Below are 17,169 nucleotides of genomic sequence, written 5' to 3'. Positions count from 1 at the left end.
GTGCGCGATATAAGTCTTGCTTGGTGCCCGTCGCGGCCAAACCCGGACAACTCCCGGCATCGCGTGGAACTATTTCGCCAGGTGCATGTCGAGATAGTTATGGTCTCCTCGGCCCTGGTCGCCCCGCCGTAATTCGGGTGGGTGTGTCGTCAATCCGGGCGCCACGGGGAAACGGGGGTTCGGATGCAGTTGGTGAAACGTGCGCTCGGGGTGGTCACCGCCTTGTCGCAGGAGTCGGCGGGGCTGACCCTCCAACAACTCGCCGATCGGCTGGAGATTCCGGAGGCGAGCATGTACCGCCTCCTCGCGGTCCTGAAGGAGGAACACTTCGTCACCCGGGCGGAGGGCAGCCGGCGCTACTTCGCCGGGCCGGCCGCCTGGGAGGTGGGCAACAGCACCAGACGCTCCGGCCATCTGGCGGAACGTTCCTCCGTGGTGCTGGCCGAGCTGGCCGACACTGTGGGCGAGCCGGTGCTGTTCACCGAGCTGGTCGGCCGGAACGCCGTCTGCACCGGCCGGTTCGGCCCCGAGCGCGAGGCCCCGCTCTCGGCCCGGGTGGGCCGTACCCTGCCGTTCCACGCGGCCACGGCGGCCCGGACGCTGCTGGTCGGTATGGAGGAGCACCGGATCAGGCGCCTGCTGTGCGGAAGCGACTTCGCGCGCTACCGACCGCGGACCCCGCGCGGGGTCCACGACGTCCTCCACCACCTGTTCCTGGCCCGCAGGAACGGCTACGGGGTCTCGTACGACGAGTACGACCAGGGCATCTGGGCGGTGTCGGCGCCGGTGCGCGGCGGGACGGGCCACGTGCTGGCCACCGTCACCGCGGCCGGCAGCGAGCACCGGATGAACCAGGCGGCTCGCCGCCGAGCCCGGCAGCTGGTCCTGGAGGCGGCACACACCCTGGGGTCGGAGCTGGGCCACCGCGGCACCGGGGGGCACCGGCCGTGCGCCTCGTAGTCAGGGCGATGGGCGTCCTGCGGGCCGTCGCGGCCGCCGACGACGGGCTGACTCTGCAGGAATTGCAGTCCGGTCTGGATATTCCGGCCGCCAGTCTGAACCGGTTGCTGGCCGCGATGGAATCAGAACTGTTCATCACCCGATCTCCGCTGAACCACCGATATTTCCTCGGCCCGGCGGCGTGCCATTTGGCGGGCGATTCCGCGCCCGCGCGGGCGCGGCTCATCGCGCCGCATCCCGCGGTGACCGAACTCGCCGAGAAAACCGGTGAAACCGTATTCCTCACCGAGCTGTTCGGGGACCGTGCGGTGTGCACCGCGCTGATCGAGCGGACCAGGCCGCTGATGCTGTTCGTCAACGTCGGGCAGGAGCTCCCGTTCCACGCGGCCGCCGCCGCCCGGGTGCTCCTCGCGTACGAGGACGAGTACACCGCGCGGCGCGTGCTGGAGAGCCGGTCGCTGACCCTCTTCACCAGCCGTACGCCACCCTCGGTGGAGGCCACGCTGGAGCACCTGGAACTGGTGCGGGCCCGGGGCTACGACATGTGCGACAACGAGCTCGACCGCGGGGTCCGGACCGCGGCCGCACCGGTGCGGATGTCCACCGGCCGGGTCACCACGAGCGTGACGCTCGCCGTTCCCGCGAGGCAGACCGACCCCTGCGCCGAGGAGCTGCGGGACCTGGTCGTGGTGACCGCCGCACGGATGTCCGCGGAGCTCGGGTACGCCGAGCCGGGCGCCGGCCCGCGTTGAGCGGTGCCGGGCGGCGCTGATCGTTCCCGCTGTCCGGAGGATTGCCCAGAACTGAGGGCGGATGGCGGAACAGGCCCTCAGATCTGACGCGAAGTCGTTCCGGCCCTGTGCCGGTGCGCGGCTTCCCGCGGATGATCTCGGCTGTGAGTCGAATATCCGTCCTCGGCCGGTTCGCCCGAACGGCGTGCCCGTGGGGCCGCGGATGATCTCGCCTGTCAGTCGAATATCCGTCCTCGGCCGGGCCGCCCGAACGGCGGGACCGCGGGGCCGGTCACCCTCACGGAAATGAAGATCAATGCCCGAACTCGGAGTAATCGGCGTATCCGGCTGGAAGTCCATGGGCCCGCAGTGGGAGAAGTACACACCCCCGGTGCGGCCGTCGGAGCAGGACATGCTCACCATCCGGGAGCGGCTGGAGCGGGTGCTCGCCGAGACCGGCGCGACCGAGGAGCGCAAGGCCCAGGTCCTGGTGCTCGGCTCGACGCCCGAGACCCGCAACATGCTGGCCGGGCTCCCGAACGTGCGCGTCACGCTCATGGACTACATGCTGCAGATGACAGTGGCCATGACCGAGATGGTCACCGCCGACCCCTTCGACGAGGTGTGGATCAAGGGCGACTGGCTGAACGCGCCGCTGCCGGAGCACTACTTCGACGCGGTGATCAGCGACCTCGTACTGTCCAACCTGCCGCCGGCCAAGCACGCCGGGCTGGTCGACCGCGTGCACGCCGCGCTCAAGCCGACCGGCCGCTGGCTCAACCGCACCGACTGCGTGGACGCCAACAGCCGCATCGAGGACCTGGACGCGCTGCTCGACCGGTTCCTGCTCATTGAGGAGCCCACCCAGGCCGACATCTGCTCGCTGCGCTGCGCCGCCGGGCTGCGTCACTGGGATCGGGAGAGCAGCTTCCTCTCCTGGGCCGACCTCGGCCGGGAGCTCGAGAAGTACCGCGACGACACCGGCTTCGTCCACCCGGACCCGCGTGCCAACTCCCTGCTGGAGGGCCTCTGGGAGGTCACCGCGCCGTTCGACAAGCCGTACTGGCTGCGGACCAAGGAGGACCTGGAGGAGGAGCTCGGCCGCCGCTTCCGGATCGAGCACGAGGTCCGGGACGTCACCGTGCTGCAGCACCACGAGCGCGGCTACTACTTCTACGACCTCGCGCCCCGGTGACCACCGCGGCGGCCCCGCGCGTGGCGGTCGTCGGCGGCCCGTTCCCGCTGCTGCGCCACGCCCGTGACCTGGGTGTCCGGGTGCTGCTGGTGCAGCACCCGGACCGGTTCGACGAGCGGCACCGGCAGTACGCGGACGAGGTGCTCCTCGTCGACTACGCCCGCCCGGACGAGCTGCTCGCCGCCCTGACCCCGCGGCACGCGGCCGACCCGTTCGCCCTGGTGCTGTCGCTGACCGAGCCGGGCCTGCTGCCGGCCGCCGGGGCGGCGGCCGCGCTCGGCCTGCCCGGCAACCCGGTCTCCTGCGTCCGGATGCTCGGTGACAAGTCCCTGATGCGGGCCGCACTCGACGACGCCGGGCTCAGCCCGGTGACCGCCCGGGTGGTGCGCGACGCGGCCGGGATCGCGGCCTTCGTCCGCCGGTACGGCCCGGCCGTGGTGAAGCCAGTCGACGGGACCGGCAGCCTCGGTGTCCATCGGGTCGACGAGCCGGGGGCCGCCGCGGCGGTCTGGGAACGGCTGGCGGCGGCCGGTCACCGGCAGGCGCTCGCCGAGGAGTTCCTCACCGGCCCGGAGATCAGCGTCGAGGCGTTCAGCCGGCACGGTCGGCACACCGTCCTCGCGGTCACCGACAAGACCGTTCAGGACAACTTCGTGGAGACCGGGCACCTCGTCCCGAGCCGGCTCCCCGAGTCCCTGCTGGCCGAGGTGAAGGCCTTGGTGCCGGCCTTCCTCGACCTGGTAGGCCTGTGCGAGGGGCCCTCGCACACCGAGATCAAGATGACGCAGACCGGTCCGCGCATCGTCGAGTCGCACCCCCGGTTCGGCGGCGACAAGATCCGGGTCCTGGTGGACCGGGTCTACGGGGCCGACCTGGCCAGGCTCGCCGTGGCCGTGCCGCTGGGGCTCGCCCCGGCCCCCGAGGCGGTCGAGCCGAACGGCGCAGCCGCGATCGTGTTCCACACCCCGCCCCCCGGAGTGGTCCGCGCCGTCGAATTGCCGGCCGACCCGGGCCCCGACGTGGAGATCGAGGTCGACGTCGCGGTGGGCGACCTCGTCACGCCGGTGGCCGGTTCGGACGACCGGGCCGCCCACGTGCTGGCCTCCGGGCCCGATGCCGAGAGCGCCCTCGCCCGGTGCCGGCAGGTACTCGCCGGCGTCCGGATCATCACCGAAGACCAACCAGACGGAAGACAGAACGCATCCGCATGCGCAAGAACGTCAAGAACGTACTGATCGTCAACTCCCGGAAGCCGATCCTTCCCGAGGTCCTACACAGCGACCTGTTCGGCCGGGTCACCGTCATCACCGAGCCGGCCTTCGTCGACTGGTACGACGAGCGGGTCGAGGTGCGCACCGTCCCCAGCATCGACGACCTGCTCGCGGTGAAGAACGCGGCCCTCGACGTGCTGGCCGCCGGGCCGGTGGACGCGGTGGTCTCGCCCGCCGAGCACGGCATCGCGACGGCCGGTTTCCTCCGCTCCTACCTCGGCCTGCCGGGCCTGGGCTACGAGGCCGCCAACTCCTTCGCCAACAAGCTCGTCATGAAGCAGCGGCTCGCGGCGGCCGGACTGCCCACCGCGCCGTTCGGTCCGCTGTACCGGCTGGAGGACCTCCCGGAGCGGGCCGAGGAGCTCGGCTGGCCCGTCGTCCTCAAGGCGGCCTTCGGCACGGGCTGCATGAGCGTGTTCGCGCTCGGCTCCCCTGAGGAGTTCGAGCTGTTCGCAGCCGGGGAGGAGGCCGAGCGGCTGCGGGAGGCCCGCTGCCCGCTGCTGGTCGAGAAGTTCGTCGGGATGTCCGGCGAGTACCACTGCGACGGTGTGGTCCACGACGGCGAGGTCCGCTTCCTCGCCGCGTCCCGGTACTTCATGCCGCTGCTCGGCCGCTTCGACGAGTTCACCGGCTCGTACTTCCTGTCGCCCGACGACCCGGACCGGGCCGTCGTCGAGGACCTGCACCGCCGCGTGGTGAAGGCGCTCGGGATGCGCTCCGGCGTGACCCACCTGGAGCTGTTCAAGACCGACGAGGGCTTCCTGGTCGGCGAGATCACCTGCCGGCCCGGCGGCGGAGGGATCGTCGAGGCCGTCCGGCTCGGCCACGGCGTGGACCTCTGGCAAGCCTTCCTGGAGACCGCGCTCGGCCAGGAGCCCACTCTGGACCCGAGCCCGGACGAGCGGATCGTGGTCAACGTCGACCTGCCCATCCGGCAGGGCCGGATCGTCGAGCAGACCCCGGCCGAGGTGCTGGAGAAGCTGCCCGACGTGCTGAAGGTGCGGATGCTGCACCAGGCCGGAGACGTCGTCGGCTACCGGCTGTACTCCTCCGCGGCCAACGGCATCGTGTTCCTCGCCGTGCGCAGCGAGGACGAGGTCGCGCAGCGCGTCGCCGGCATCGCCGCGACGTACTCGGCCGTGGTCGAGTCCGTCCCCGCTCCCGGGGTGGTGTGAGCCGATGTGCCGCATCCACGGTCACTTCAACGCGGGCATGACGCCGCACGACCTCCGCACCGTCGCGGCGGTCCAGCGCCACGGCGGACCCGACGCGCAGTCCAACGCGTACGGCCCGGGCTGGGCGCTCGGCAGCAACCGGCTCGCGATCACCGACCCGGGCGGCGGTGACCAGCCGTACCGCCTGGGCGACTCGATCACCGTCGTCTTCAACGGCGAGATCTACAACCACGACGAGCTCCGGCGCGACCTGGCCGCCCGCGGGCACGCCTTCCGGGACCGCTGCGACGGCGCGGTGATCCCGGCGCTGTACCTGGAGTACGGCCTGGACTTCACCGAGCACCTCGACGGCATGTACGCGATCGCGGTGATGGACACCCGCGCGGAGCCGACCCTGGTCCTCGCCACCGACGGCGTCGGCATGAAGCCGCTCTACTACCACTGGGACGCGGCGCGCGCCCGGCTCTGCTTCGCCTCCGAGATCCCGGCGCTGCTCGCTTTCGGCACGGTCGGCGCGGTGCCCTGGGAGTACGGGCTGGACGCCTACCTGGCCACCAAGACGCCGTTCGGCGAGCAGACCATGTTCCAGGGCGTCCGGGTGCTGCCGCCGGCCGCCACCGCCGTGGTGTCCCGCTCGCGCGGGCTGCGCGTGTTCCGCCGGGAGAGCGCGCCGGTCACGGACCCCGGGCTGACCGAGGCGGAGGCCGCCGAGCGGACCCGCGAGCTGCTCCGGCGCGAGGTGGCGAGGCTCAGCGTCGCCGACGTGCCGGTGGCCGCGATTACCAGCGGCGGGCTCGACTCCAGCCTGGTGACGGTGCTCGCGGCCGAGCGGGTCGCCGACCTGCACGCCTTCAACATCGCCTACCGGGGCACCTGGCCGGCCGACGAGCGGGCGTTCGCCCGCGAGGTGGCCGAGGGCTGCGGCGCGACCTACCACCAGGTGGAGATCGACCCGCGGACTTTCCCCGAGCTGCTGCCCGAGGTCGTCTGGCACCTCGGCCAGCCCAATGCCGACCCGATCACGCTGAGCACGTACGCGCTCTTTGACGCGGTCCGGGCGGCGGGCTACCGGGTCGCGCTGACCGGGGACGCCGCGGACGAGCTGTTCGGCGGCTACGACCGGATCAGGGCCGCGCTGCGGGTGCCCCCCGGCGGGGACTGGGTCACCGGCTACGTCGAGGAGCTGGCGGCGGTCCCGCGCGCGATGCGCGAGGAGCTCTACTCCGACGACTACCGCGACCTGATCCGCCGCAGCGGCTCCGACGCCGATCACATCGCCGCCCTGCTGCGCGAGGCCGACGCCGCCTCCGGGGCCGGCGGCGACCGGCTCGCGGCGATCACCGCCTTCGAGGTGGGGTCCCGGATGCCCGCGTACCACCTGCGCCGCGTGGACCACCTGAGCATGTCCGCCTCCGTCGAGGTCCGGCTGCCGTTCTGCCAGCCGTCCGTGGTCGACCTCGCCCGGGCGCTGCCCGGGTCCTACAAGGTGGCCGGCGACCGGGGCAAGCGCGTCCTGTACGCCGCGGCGGCGGGCCGGCTGCCGGCGTCGGTGCTCGACCGGCCGAAGCAGCCGTTTACGCTGCCGATCACCGCGATGCTCGCCCCGGGGCAGCCGCTGATGGCCTTCGCCCGGGACCTGCTCGCCAAGGACCGGCTCGCCCGCCACGGCCTGCTCGACCCGGTGCGGGTGGACGACCTGCTGCACCGTCAGGCCGAGCACCCCTCGGCCCGCGCGGCGCTGGCCATATGGGCGCTGCTCGTCCACGAGCTCTGGCTGGACCAGTTCTGCGACAGCAAGGCCGCGGCTCCCTGTACCGGGGGGCCGAGATGATCGCCCGGTTCGCCCTGGCCGAGGGCGCGCCCTGCCCCACCCTGGTGCTCGACCGGACCCGGCTGTCCGGGGACGAGCACGAGCTTCGCGCCGAACTAGCCGTCATCCGGCGGCAGTTGCGCGAGGTCGACGCCGCACACGTGTTGAAGCTCGCGCTGGTCGCACCGTCCCGGCACCCGATGTTCGACTTGGACTACCGCTTCGTCCAGTGCCTGCCGGGCGGCGACGACCGGTTCGAGTTCCGCGGCAGCTGCGGCCACTCGATCCTCGCCGCGGTGGTGGCCGAGGCCGGTCGGACCGTCTCGCTCGTCCCGGGCGGGCGGGTCCGGGTGCGGGTGCTCAACAACGGCGACCACGTGGTCTGCGAGCCGGACGAGGCGGGGAGCGGCAGCTTCACCGTGCACTTCGTGCAGTCCCCGCAGACCCCGCTGGCCCGGCTCCTGCTCACCGGGAACGCCACCGACACCCTGGCGGTGGGCCCGCGTTCGTACGAGTCCTCGCTGGTCTCGATGGGCAACCCCTATGTCTTCGTCGACGCGCGCAGCCTCGGGCTCACCAGCCAGGAGCAGCTGTTCGGCGCGGGTGACGAGGTGTTCGCCCGGATGGCGGCGATCCGCAACAGCGCTGCCGAACTGCTGGGGTGGCCGGTCGACGGCACTTTCCCCAAGATCGCACTGGTCGGCGCCTACCACCCCGGCCGGCTGGCCGTCCGGGCCATCTCCGTCCCCAGCTGGCACCCGACGCTCGCGCTGACCGGGACGACCTGCCTCGGCGCCGCGGTGTCGGTCGAGGGGTCCGTGCCGTACCGCCTCGCCCGGGCGGCCGGCTGCGACCAGGGCCGGGTCGAGGTCGACACCCCCGGCGGCACGACCAGCGTGACCAGCCTGGTGACCGCGGACGACGCCGGCGAGGCCAACCTGCACTGGGTCAGTGTGGGCCGCAAACGCGCCTACCAGCTCGGCGATCTGACCCTCCGCCTGGGCGGAGGACGTGAACGAGAGGAGTCTCCCGCATGGCTGCCAGCCTCCCTGTGACCGGTGCCGACGACGGGCTCGACCGGCTCCGCGAGGTCCTGCGCCGCACCTCGGCCGAGGCCGACGCCACCGGTGCGCCGGTGGCCGAGGCCCTGGCGGAGCTGCGCGCCTCCGGGATCCTGGCGGCGGGCGTGCCGATCGCGCACGGCGGCCGGGGCGGTGACGCACTGGTCACCAACCGGCTGGTGGAGCGGGTGGCCGCGGTGGACCCGTCGGTCGCGATCGTGCTGTTCCAGCACTACGCCGTGACCGCCAGGATCGTCGAGTGGGGCAGCCCGGAGCAGCAGGCGGCCGTCCTGCCACGGCTGGCGAGCGGCGAGTGGCTGGTCGCCTCGGCGTGGAGCGAGGAGGGCGCGGGCGCGGACAAGCGCAACGTCGCCACCACCGCGGACCGCCGCGGCGACGGCTGGGTGCTGGACGGCACGAAGGCCTTCGTCACCGGTGCGGGCGTCGCCGACCTCTACCTCGTGCTCGCCCGGAGCGCCGGTCCGTCCGGTGGCGCCGACGGGGCCGGGGGCTTCTACGGCGGTGACGGCCAGACGTTCTTCCTGGTCGAGGCGGCGAACCCCGGGCTGCGCCCCGGCCCCGCCCTCGACCTGGAGGGGATGCGCGGCTCGGCGACCGGATTCCTGGAGCTGCGCGACTGCGCCGTTCCCGGGACGGCCGTGCTCGGCCCGGTCGGCGGCGCCGCGCGGATCATCGCCGGAGTCCGCGAGTCCGGCGCCACGCTCGGCGCGGTCTCGGCCGGCATCGCCGCGGCCGCCCAGGAGCTGGCGACGGCCCACGCCACGGCCCGCGGACTGCTGGAACACGGCGACACCACCCACCGCCTGGTCGGCCTCGCCACGCAGGTCGAGACGGTCCGCGCGGTCGTGGAGCGAGCCGGCCGCCGGGACAGCGGGGCGGCCGGAGCCACCACCCTGCACAGCAAACTGGCCGCGACCAGCATCGCCGAGGACGTCTGCCAGGAGGTCCAGCGGCTGCTCGGCGGCTCGGGCTACCGGCGCAGCAGTCCGATCAACCGGTTGCTGCGCGACGCCCGCGCGGTGGCGCTGATGGGCCCCACGAACGCCCTCTGCCGGGAACTCCTGCGCGTCGGCCGGGCCACCGCGGCGCCGCCGGAGGAGGCCGCGCCGCGACTGCCCGCCGTGCCGCAGCCCGCTCCGGCGGGTCGCCCGCCGGTCCCGAGCACCCCCCCGACCCGTGAGGAAGCCATGCCAGCAGCAACACCGGAACCGATGCCGGACGCCATGCCGCAAGCGGTGCCGGAAGCCACGCCCGCCGTGACCCATGTCCTGGTCGGCTTCAGCGCCGGACTGCTGGCCGATCTCGACCGGCTGCTCCCGGCCCGGTCCGTGCTGGTGCTGGAGGAACCGGCTGTGATCGCCGCACGCAACGCCGGTGAGCTGGCCGCCCGCTACGGCTGCGTGGCGGAGCTGCGGCCGGCGCCGACGCAGGACGAGGAGCGGCCCGAGCGGCTCGTCGCGGCCGTCCCCCGCCCGCCCGCGCTGCGGGCCGTGATCCCGGCGGTCGAGTACGGCGTCGTCGGCGCCGCCGCCCTCGCCGAGGCCTGGGACGTCCCGGGCGCCGGAACGGCAGCGGCCCGAGTCATGCGCGACAAGGCGCTGCTGCGCGGTACCGCGGGCCCCGGCGGCGTCGACCAGCCGGACTGGGCGCCGGCCGAGGGGCCGGACGACGTGCAGCGCTTCCGCGCCCGGCACGGCGGCTCGTGCGTGCTGAAGCCGGCCAACCGTCAGGCCAGCCTCGGGGTCCAGCTGCTGGGGCCGGCGGACGACATCCACGAAGCGTGGGCCGGGACGACGGCCGCGGACGAGCCGAAGCTGCGGGTCGGCTACTCGGGCGCCGCCCGCTACCTGGTCGAGGAGCGGCTGCACGGTCCCGAGGTGAGTGTGGAGCTGCTGGTCGTGGACGGGCGGCCCGGGTTCGTGAACGTCACCGCGAAGAGCGTGCAGGACTCCCGCCACCCTGTCGAGACCGGCCACGTCGTCCCTGCCGGGCTGCCCGCCGGTACCGTCGCGGCGCTCGAATCCGCGATGGCCGCGCTGGTACGGGCCACGGGTTTCCGCTCGGGTGTGCTGCACGCGGAGTGGATCCTCCACCAGGGCCGGCCGCACCTGGTCGAGTGCGCCGGACGGCTGCCCGGCGACAGCATCGACACCCTGATCGACCTGGCGTACGGCGGAAGCATCCTCGGCGGGCTGTTGGCCGTGCTGGAGGGCCGTGGGGCACCCGCTCCCCGGCCGGCCACGGCCGGTGCCGCGATCCGCTTCCTCTCCGCCCCGGCCGGCACCGTGACCTCGGTCGACGGGGAGGAGGAGGCCCGGACCGCCCCCGGGGTGCACACGCTGCACGTCTCGGCCGTCCCCGGCACCACCACCCGGGCCGCCACCAGCTCCTGGGAGCGCGCCGGCTTCGTCGTCGCCACCGGCCGCGACGGCGCCGAGGCCGCGGCGAACGCCGCGCACGCGGCCGGGCGGGTGGCCATCCGTACCGGCGCCGGCGGGGCCCGGTGATGGGCCTCTCGCTGCGCGACTACGTCCCGGCCACCGCGGCCGGGCGCACCTTCGCCCTGACCTCGCTGATCAGCGCGACGGGCACGGGGCTCTTCCTCGCCGGGTCCGCCGTCTTCTTCGTCCGGTCGGTCGGGTTGAGCAGCGAGCAGGTGGGGGTCGGGCTGGCCGTCGCGGCGGCCGTCGGCTTCCTCACCACGGTGCCGATCGGGGCGCTGGGGGATCGGATCGGCGTGCACCGCACGCTCATCGGCCTGCAGCTGTGGCGGGCCGCCTGGTTCGTCGTGCTGGCCTTCGTCGACGGGCCGGTCGCCTTCACCGTGGTCGCCTCCTGCCTGGCGATGGCCGAGGCCGCGACCTCCCCGGTGAGCCAGGCGGTGGTGGCCGCCGTCACGGGCGACACGGACCGGACCAGGACGGTGGCGGTGATCCGTACCGTCCGCAACGTCGGCTTCTCGCTGGGCTCGCTGCTCGCGGTGCCGCTGCTGGCCGGGGGCGGTGTCTGGTGCTACCGGATGATCGTCCTTGGCAACGCCGCGGCGTTCGTGTTCTCCGCGACGCTGCTCGGCCGGATCGACGTGCCGCGCTCGGCTGCCCGGCAGCGGGCGGAGGGCCCGTTGGCCGGCATCCGGGGGTTCCGGGACTGGCGGTACATCGCGCTCACGGCGGTCAATGGCGTGCTCACGCTGCACATGACGATCCTGTCGATCGGTATCCCGCTCTGGGTGGTGCAGGCGACCGCCGTACCCGGCGAGTACGTCCCGCTCGTGGTGCTGGCCAACACGGTGCTCGTCGTGCTCCTCCAAGTGCCGTTCGCCAAGGGGGTGGAGCGGCCCGGCGGAGCGCTCCGGGCGCTGCGGCTGGGCGGGTTGGCGCTCGCCGCGTGCTGCCTGTGCCTCGGCCTCGCCGCGGATCGCGCGCTGCCCGCCGCGTTCGCCCTGGTCGCCGCGGCCGGTGTGCTGATGACGCTCGGTGAGCTGTGGCAGTCGGCCGGAGGCTGGGAGCTTTCCTACGAGTACGCGCCGGAGCCGCGGCGCGGGATCTACCTTGCCGTCTTCAGCCTCGGCACCACCGGGCAGGAGATCGTGGGGCCCGCGCTGATCACCTCGGTGGTGATCGCCACCGGGCTGCTCGGTTGGGCGGCGCTCGCCGTGCTGTTCTGCCTGGCCACCCTGCTGGCCGGCCCGACCACCGCGGCCCTGAACCGCCGGTCGGCCGGTCTTCCGGAGCCCGTCCCCGTGGGCGGCCCCAGCTAGCCGGCTGGTCCGGGAGCCTCCCGATCCGGCGCCGGACAGCCTCGGCTGCGGGTCGCGGCCCAGTGTGTGGGCCCGGGTGTACGAGGCCTCGGCAGCCGCCAGGTCGCCGCGCCGGCGCTGGATCCCCGCGGTCACGTAGACCGCGTCCACTGCCATGCGGGTCTCGTACGGCAGCAGCTCCGCGCAGGTCACGGCGGCCTCGTCGGCGGCGCGGGCCGAGTCCCGGGTCGTTCGCACCGGCGAGGAGGAGGACCGGGGCCGGGTTGTCCTTCACCCGCTCGTGGAAGTGACGCGCGCCCAGGAATCCAGGTACGCGCGCAAGGCCGTCGCCGAGGAACGTTCCACCGAGCGGCTCGTGAGATGGCCGTGCACGGTGCCGGAGGTCACCGGCGATCAAGTCTCGCCATCGCCGTCGGGCCAGGGCAACGCGACACCCCGCGCCGCAGACGTTCGCTGCCGGAACGCGCCCCGAGGACAACGAAGAAGGCCGTCCGGAGGGGGCACGGATGGGGCAGGGGGCCAAGTGGCCGTGGGTCAGACGCCGGCGGCCACGGTCACGCCGAGCAGAAGCAGCACGACCCCTGTGGCAACCCTCAGCCCTCGGTCGACCACCGGCCTGGACACCAGGTCGCGCCCCCGGCTGACGGCCCAGGTGAACAGCAGATACCAGCAGGCGGTGACGAGCGCCCACACCACTCCCAGGCCGAAGCTCGACAGGAGTACCGGGCCCTGAGCCGTGACGAACTGGGGCAGTACGGAGATGGCGAAGACGCCCGCCTTGGGATTGCCCAAATTGGTGCCGAGGCCCATGGTGTACGCGCCCCAGAAGCCGCTCCTGTGCCCACCTCCGGGGGCCGGATGGGGAGAAGCGGTCCCTCGTGAGGCTCTCAGCGTGTTCACCCCGAGGGCGATCAACACGATGCCGCCGACGATGCGCACAACGGCGTACGCGGTGGGATCGGCCAGGAGAACGGCCGATAGCCCGGCCGAGGCGGCGGTGGACCAGATCAGCAGTCCGGTCGCGTTGCCGGCGATGGTGGCCCGGGCCGTGCGAAGGCCGCCCTCCAGGGTCTGCCGGGTCATGAGCGCAAGACTGGCACCGGGCAGCATCGCCAACAGCCAGGTCGTGATGAGGAATACGGGCAGACGGGTGGGCACCTCGATGCCTTCCAGATCGCAGGTCACTGTGTCGCGCCTCAGGCTGCCCGGTGGCTGACCATCGGAGAAGTTAGTGATCTGGCGCCTGGTATTAAGATTTATGAATGCCCGTGGATCCTGGACAGCTGAGGCTTATCGCGTTGATCGAGCGGCACGGCTCCCTCACGGCAACGGCTCACGTCCTGGGGCTCACTCCGGCCGCAGTGACTGGGCAGCTGCTCCGGGCGGAGCGCGACTGGAAGGCGCCACTGGTCATTCGCGGCCCGCGGGGAGCCGTACTCACCGAGGCCGGCGCTCTGCTGGCCGCCCACGGACAGGTGGTCGAGGAAGAGACCGACAAGGCCGCGGCGGGACTGTCCGCCTTGCTGGGGCACCTGTCGCGGCGCCTGCGTATCGGTACGTTCCAGGCGGCCGCCCTGCATCTGTTGCCACCGGCCCTGACGGCTCTGCGCCACCGCCACCCGGACGCGGACGTGACCGTCGTGGACGTGGTCTCCGGGCGCGGTGAGGACGAGGTCATCGCGGGGCGCCTGGATGTGGCGGTCATCGCCACGTGGGGCACGCCGTTCACGCCGCCGCCGCAGGTCTCGGTGCACCCGCTTCTGGTGGATCCGATGGTCGTGGTTCTCCCCGACGATCACCCACTGGTCTCAGGACGGTCCCCCGGCGCCGCCCTGCGCCTGGAACAGTTGCGCGACGAGTCCTGGGTCGCCATTCGGGCCGGCCATCCCGCCCGCGACCAGTTCGACAGGGTCGCGACCGCCGCGGGCTTCCGTCCCCAAGTGCGGTTCCAGACCGAGTCCTACGACGTGGCGCAAGCACTCGTCGGCACCGGAGTCGGTGTTGCCTTGGTCTCCCGACTGGCGCTGACCGGGGTTCCCGGCACCGTCCATCGCGCACTGGTCCAACAGGGCCCGCATCGTCGGCTCCATGCGGTGGTCCCGGCCGATACCACCCTCACGCCACTGGTGGACGTATTCCTCGGACTCCTCCGAGATGTCGCGGAAGACATCATCACCACCTGGAACGAGGCCCCGCTCGGCTCCGCTCGGTCCAGGCCGTGAAGATCACTGCGCAGGCGCCTCTGCGATGAGGACCCATGATCGCGGCGAGCAAGAGATGTCTCCCCGCCCCCATCCGCGAGGCGCGTACGCACAAGTGGCACAGGGCGCGGATGAAGTTGGGCATGCGCGGACCACGAGCGTCAGAAGGATGTCGCCGGCGGACTGGACGGGATGGTGCGGGCCGCCCGGCAGAAGGCCGCAGAGCAGGCTGGTCAGGGGTCAAGTGGTGCGCAAGTGGTGCGGGACTCCTGAACCGGTCTAGACAACGAAGAAGGCCCAGGTCTGTGACCTGGGCCTTCGTTCAAGAGCGGATGACGGGAATCGAACCCGCGCTATAAGCTTGGGAATCTGTGACGCGCAAGGTGCTCACATGGCGTCTGACCTGCGTCGATAGGCCGACGAACGGCCTATCGTGAGGACCCGCCCGTACCGCTTTCGACCGCTGTTTACCGCTCTGAAGGGCACGGCTGGGGCACGCGTCTTTCGCACGTCAGGACGGGACCGTTCCGGGCAACGCACCGATCGTTCCTAGGCGCCGTGCCGACGCTGCACACGCAGTCGTGGGCCCAATTTGGCCAGCTGCATGTTGACCGGGAGGCCAACTATGCCTGGGCGGCCTCGTCTCCTGAGCGCATTCGCTGATGGAGTACTGCGGCTGCTACCCACTGGTGCCCGAGAGCCCGGATACGCTGCCCTGCTGTGTGGATACTGGCAGTACAGCGGTAGCGCTGCTCGGAGCGTTGAAGCACTCCGATCCGGGCAGAGGCCAAGAATTCAAGGGTTTCCACGACGGCTTCTTCTCCGACGCGGTACCCGCGGGTCCGAAGCTCGCGTCGGACCGAGGTGAGATCGAGCCAGCCACCCTCCTCAAGCGGATCCTCTGCTTCTACATTCAGGATGTCGACAAGCGCGTATTCGAGCTGGCCACGGATCTCCTGGGCCTCCCAGTACCCATGCATGGCATCTTCACGCTGGGCTGCATGAAGGGCTGGATCGACGAGGGGAGCCAGTTGGGTCAGGGTGAGCGGCGTCTGTTCCTGGCGGCGGACTACCTCGGCCAGTAGCCCGGTGCTGATGACGGCGATGGCGGGGTCGTCGTTGGCTTCCTTGAGCATGCGACGTTCGAATCCCGGGCCGATGAGGAGATGCACATGCGCCCCGATCTCCGCGCGGTGTTCCGCCAACCCGAACAACGACTGATCCACAACGCGACCTGTGGCCGACGTCTTCGCCTCGATGGCCAAGATCTGCGAGTCCGCGCCAACACCGAATCTCACGTGACCATCTACTGCTCCGTTGCCGCCCACATGCTTGCCTGGCATGCCCAGGTAGCCCAACGCGACGACGGCGGCCTTTTCCAAACGCTTGGGGTTCGCACTGTCCCGCGCGGCACTCTCCAACTCCGCTGCGATGTCCGATCCCGGTGAGTTGGAGTGCTGAATGTTGTCAAAAGGACTGGCGCCGTGCTGGTTCACGGCGTCGCCGTCGGCTGGCGTGCGAGATATGGTGTCGTCCGCGAGGGAGCAGGGCAGCGACTCCTTGAACGCTCGACCGAGAGCCGTTGTACGGTAAGCGGTCTGCGAGAGCCGGGTGACGAGGCCACAGGCCTCCAGCAAGTTCAGGCGGGTATTGACCGCGCTCCGGTGCAGTGGCTTTCCACGATTGGGGAGGTAGCGCGCGCTGCGTTCCGCAAGCGCGCCGGTCGTGGGCCGACCCGGCTTGTCCAGCTCGCCCAGCACCTCGCCGAAGAAGCCAATCGCTGCATGAACCGTGCGCGCAAGGTCCAGCGGTTCGCCCGACTCGACCCAAGCAAGGGCAGCCGGCGTGACGGCCCAACTCTCGGATGATGTCCGTTGAATAAGCCCGAGAGCCTTCAGAGTGTCTTTCGCGGTACGTGCTGTGGCTACAGTTTGGGCCTTGGGAAAGGTTCCTTGCACGAACCGCACGAATTCTGCGTCAGTGATCGAGTGTATGGCCGCCTCGGTGAGCACCTGAAGTGCGTCCAGCGTGCCGCCGTTTGCGGAGGTTCCGGGGACGTAGAGATTCGCGCCATCTGCCCTCTCCCTGAGGGCGTCCTCGTCGAGCTGCTCGATGAGGTGGGCGACGGCTTTGGCAGTGGGAGGGAGCTGTACGGCCGTGTCGGTTCCGTCGGAGTCGGGCCTCCCCAGCGCGATGGTTGCCAACACGCTGCGGCCTGCTTCCGTCAGGTGGATTTGGCGGTCGAAGAGTTCAACCATCCCCGTGACTGCGAGCCACGACGTCCGATCGCGTACAGGAGCCGTGGTGTCCCAGCGTAGGTCGAATTCTTCACTGGCCAGGGCGAGCAGCTGCTCGTGTGTGCGAGGTCCGGAGGCAAGGGCGGCCATGGCTTCGCCCACGAACCTGACATCGCAGTGGATTGCTTGCACGAGCACGGCTGGGTCGCCACTTTGATACCAGTTGAGTGCAGCGGCGCTTGGCATCTCCCATAGCCGTGGACAGTACCTGCATCATGGCAACGGTGAGGTCGACTCTTGAAGTCTTGATGACCTACGTTGCAGCAGTCATTTCGAACATCGCGCCCTGCTGGCCGGCCTCCTCCTAAGCGACGGCCGCCGACACATGGACTTGGCTCTGCTGAGGATCTCCTCATCGACGCTCTGCGAGGTGCGCTGGGGTGGAGCCGGGCAGCAGACGCCTTGTTTCTGCATCGGGCGGGACGTGCTGGCCGCGGTGCTGGACCGCGAGCCGCACCTGGCCATGGACCGGACGGGGCTGCTCGTGTTCGCGGACAAGGGCTTCGCATCCATGGAGTTCGAGGCTGATCTGGCCTTCCGGAGCGCGGAGTTGCTGCGGCCGTCGTTCAAGCGCGAGAAGAAATGTAAGGGCGAGAACCTCCTCAAGTCGGTGCGGCAGTTGCCAGAACCCCAGAATTTCAGTGATCTTCCAGGGCTGACGGCACCTGAAGTGTGTGTGGCGGGTTT

The 17,169-nt window shown here is 71.4% G+C and carries 12 protein-coding genes and 1 pseudogene; 11 read left to right on the top strand and 2 right to left on the bottom strand.

Annotated features, from left to right (window positions below):
* Positions 1-183: 183 nt before the first annotated feature.
* From OHT74_RS18785 to OHT74_RS18745, 9 genes are all read left to right on the top strand, one after another.
* The gene (locus OHT74_RS18785) at positions 184-960 is read left to right on the top strand and encodes an IclR family transcriptional regulator (protein WP_328620842.1); all 777 of its coding nucleotides are present in this window, start codon (positions 184-186) and stop codon (positions 958-960) included.
* Entirely contained in the window at positions 948-1,712 is a 765-nt protein-coding gene (locus OHT74_RS18780) for an IclR family transcriptional regulator (protein WP_266665567.1), read from the top strand. Before OHT74_RS18785 ends, OHT74_RS18780 begins: the two co-directional genes overlap by 13 nt.
* 295 nt (positions 1,713-2,007) lie before the next feature.
* Positions 2,008-2,886 carry a class I SAM-dependent methyltransferase gene (locus OHT74_RS18775; RefSeq protein WP_266665566.1) on the top strand — a complete coding sequence of 293 codons (879 nt, stop codon included), beginning with the start codon at positions 2,008-2,010 and terminating at the stop codon, positions 2,884-2,886.
* Positions 2,883-4,121, top strand: a complete 1,239-nt coding sequence (locus tag OHT74_RS18770) for an ATP-grasp domain-containing protein (protein ID WP_328620841.1) — start codon at positions 2,883-2,885, stop codon at positions 4,119-4,121. Before OHT74_RS18775 ends, OHT74_RS18770 begins: the two co-directional genes overlap by 4 nt.
* A complete protein-coding gene (locus OHT74_RS18765; RefSeq protein ID WP_266665564.1) occupies positions 4,094-5,332 on the top strand; it encodes an ATP-grasp domain-containing protein in 1,239 nt (412 codons plus the stop codon). Before OHT74_RS18770 ends, OHT74_RS18765 begins: the two co-directional genes overlap by 28 nt.
* A 4-nt stretch (positions 5,333-5,336) precedes the next feature.
* Positions 5,337-7,163 carry an asparagine synthase (glutamine-hydrolyzing) gene (gene asnB / locus OHT74_RS18760; RefSeq protein WP_266665563.1) on the top strand — a complete coding sequence of 609 codons (1,827 nt, stop codon included), beginning with the start codon at positions 5,337-5,339 and terminating at the stop codon, positions 7,161-7,163.
* The gene (locus OHT74_RS18755; protein ID WP_266665562.1) at positions 7,160-8,197 is read left to right on the top strand and encodes a PrpF domain-containing protein; all 1,038 of its coding nucleotides are present in this window, start codon (positions 7,160-7,162) and stop codon (positions 8,195-8,197) included. The genes asnB and OHT74_RS18755 overlap by 4 nt, the downstream gene beginning before the upstream one ends.
* Complete coding sequence (locus OHT74_RS18750; RefSeq protein WP_328620840.1) at positions 8,176-10,731, top strand: acyl-CoA dehydrogenase family protein; 2,556 nt, start codon at positions 8,176-8,178, stop codon at positions 10,729-10,731. Before OHT74_RS18755 ends, OHT74_RS18750 begins: the two co-directional genes overlap by 22 nt.
* A complete protein-coding gene (locus OHT74_RS18745) occupies positions 10,731-11,984 on the top strand; it encodes an MFS transporter (protein ID WP_328620839.1) in 1,254 nt (417 codons plus the stop codon). Before OHT74_RS18750 ends, OHT74_RS18745 begins: the two co-directional genes overlap by 1 nt.
* Positions 11,985-12,518: 534 nt before the next feature.
* On the opposite strand, the gene OHT74_RS18740 is transcribed toward OHT74_RS18745, so the two are convergent.
* Positions 12,519-13,169, bottom strand: coding sequence for a LysE family translocator (locus OHT74_RS18740; protein WP_328620838.1), 651 nt, complete (start codon positions 13,167-13,169; stop codon positions 12,519-12,521).
* A 77-nt stretch (positions 13,170-13,246) separates the two neighbouring features.
* Here OHT74_RS18740 and OHT74_RS18735 point away from each other — a divergent pair, with 77 nt between their 5' ends.
* Positions 13,247-14,206: a LysR family transcriptional regulator gene (locus tag OHT74_RS18735; RefSeq protein ID WP_328620837.1), complete on the top strand. Its 960-nt coding sequence runs from the start codon at positions 13,247-13,249 to the stop codon at positions 14,204-14,206.
* Between the two features lie 602 nt (positions 14,207-14,808).
* Here the strand turns inward: OHT74_RS18735 and OHT74_RS18730 are convergent.
* Positions 14,809-16,584 (bottom strand): hypothetical protein, encoded by a 1,776-nt coding sequence (locus tag OHT74_RS18730; RefSeq protein WP_328620836.1) that lies wholly within the window; start codon positions 16,582-16,584, stop codon positions 14,809-14,811.
* Positions 16,585-16,900: 316 nt separating this feature from the next.
* Here OHT74_RS18730 and OHT74_RS42150 point away from each other — a divergent pair.
* Positions 16,901-17,119: pseudogene (locus OHT74_RS42150) on the top strand (IS982 family transposase); the annotation flags it as partial.
* Positions 17,120-17,169: the final 50 nt, after the last annotated feature.

This window comes from Streptomyces sp. NBC_00354 (assembly GCF_036106915.1).
Taxonomy (GTDB): Bacteria; Actinomycetota; Actinomycetes; order Streptomycetales; family Streptomycetaceae; genus Streptomyces.
The sequence above is the reverse complement of the archived record's forward strand: the minus strand, read 5'-3'. Positions and strand labels throughout refer to the sequence as shown.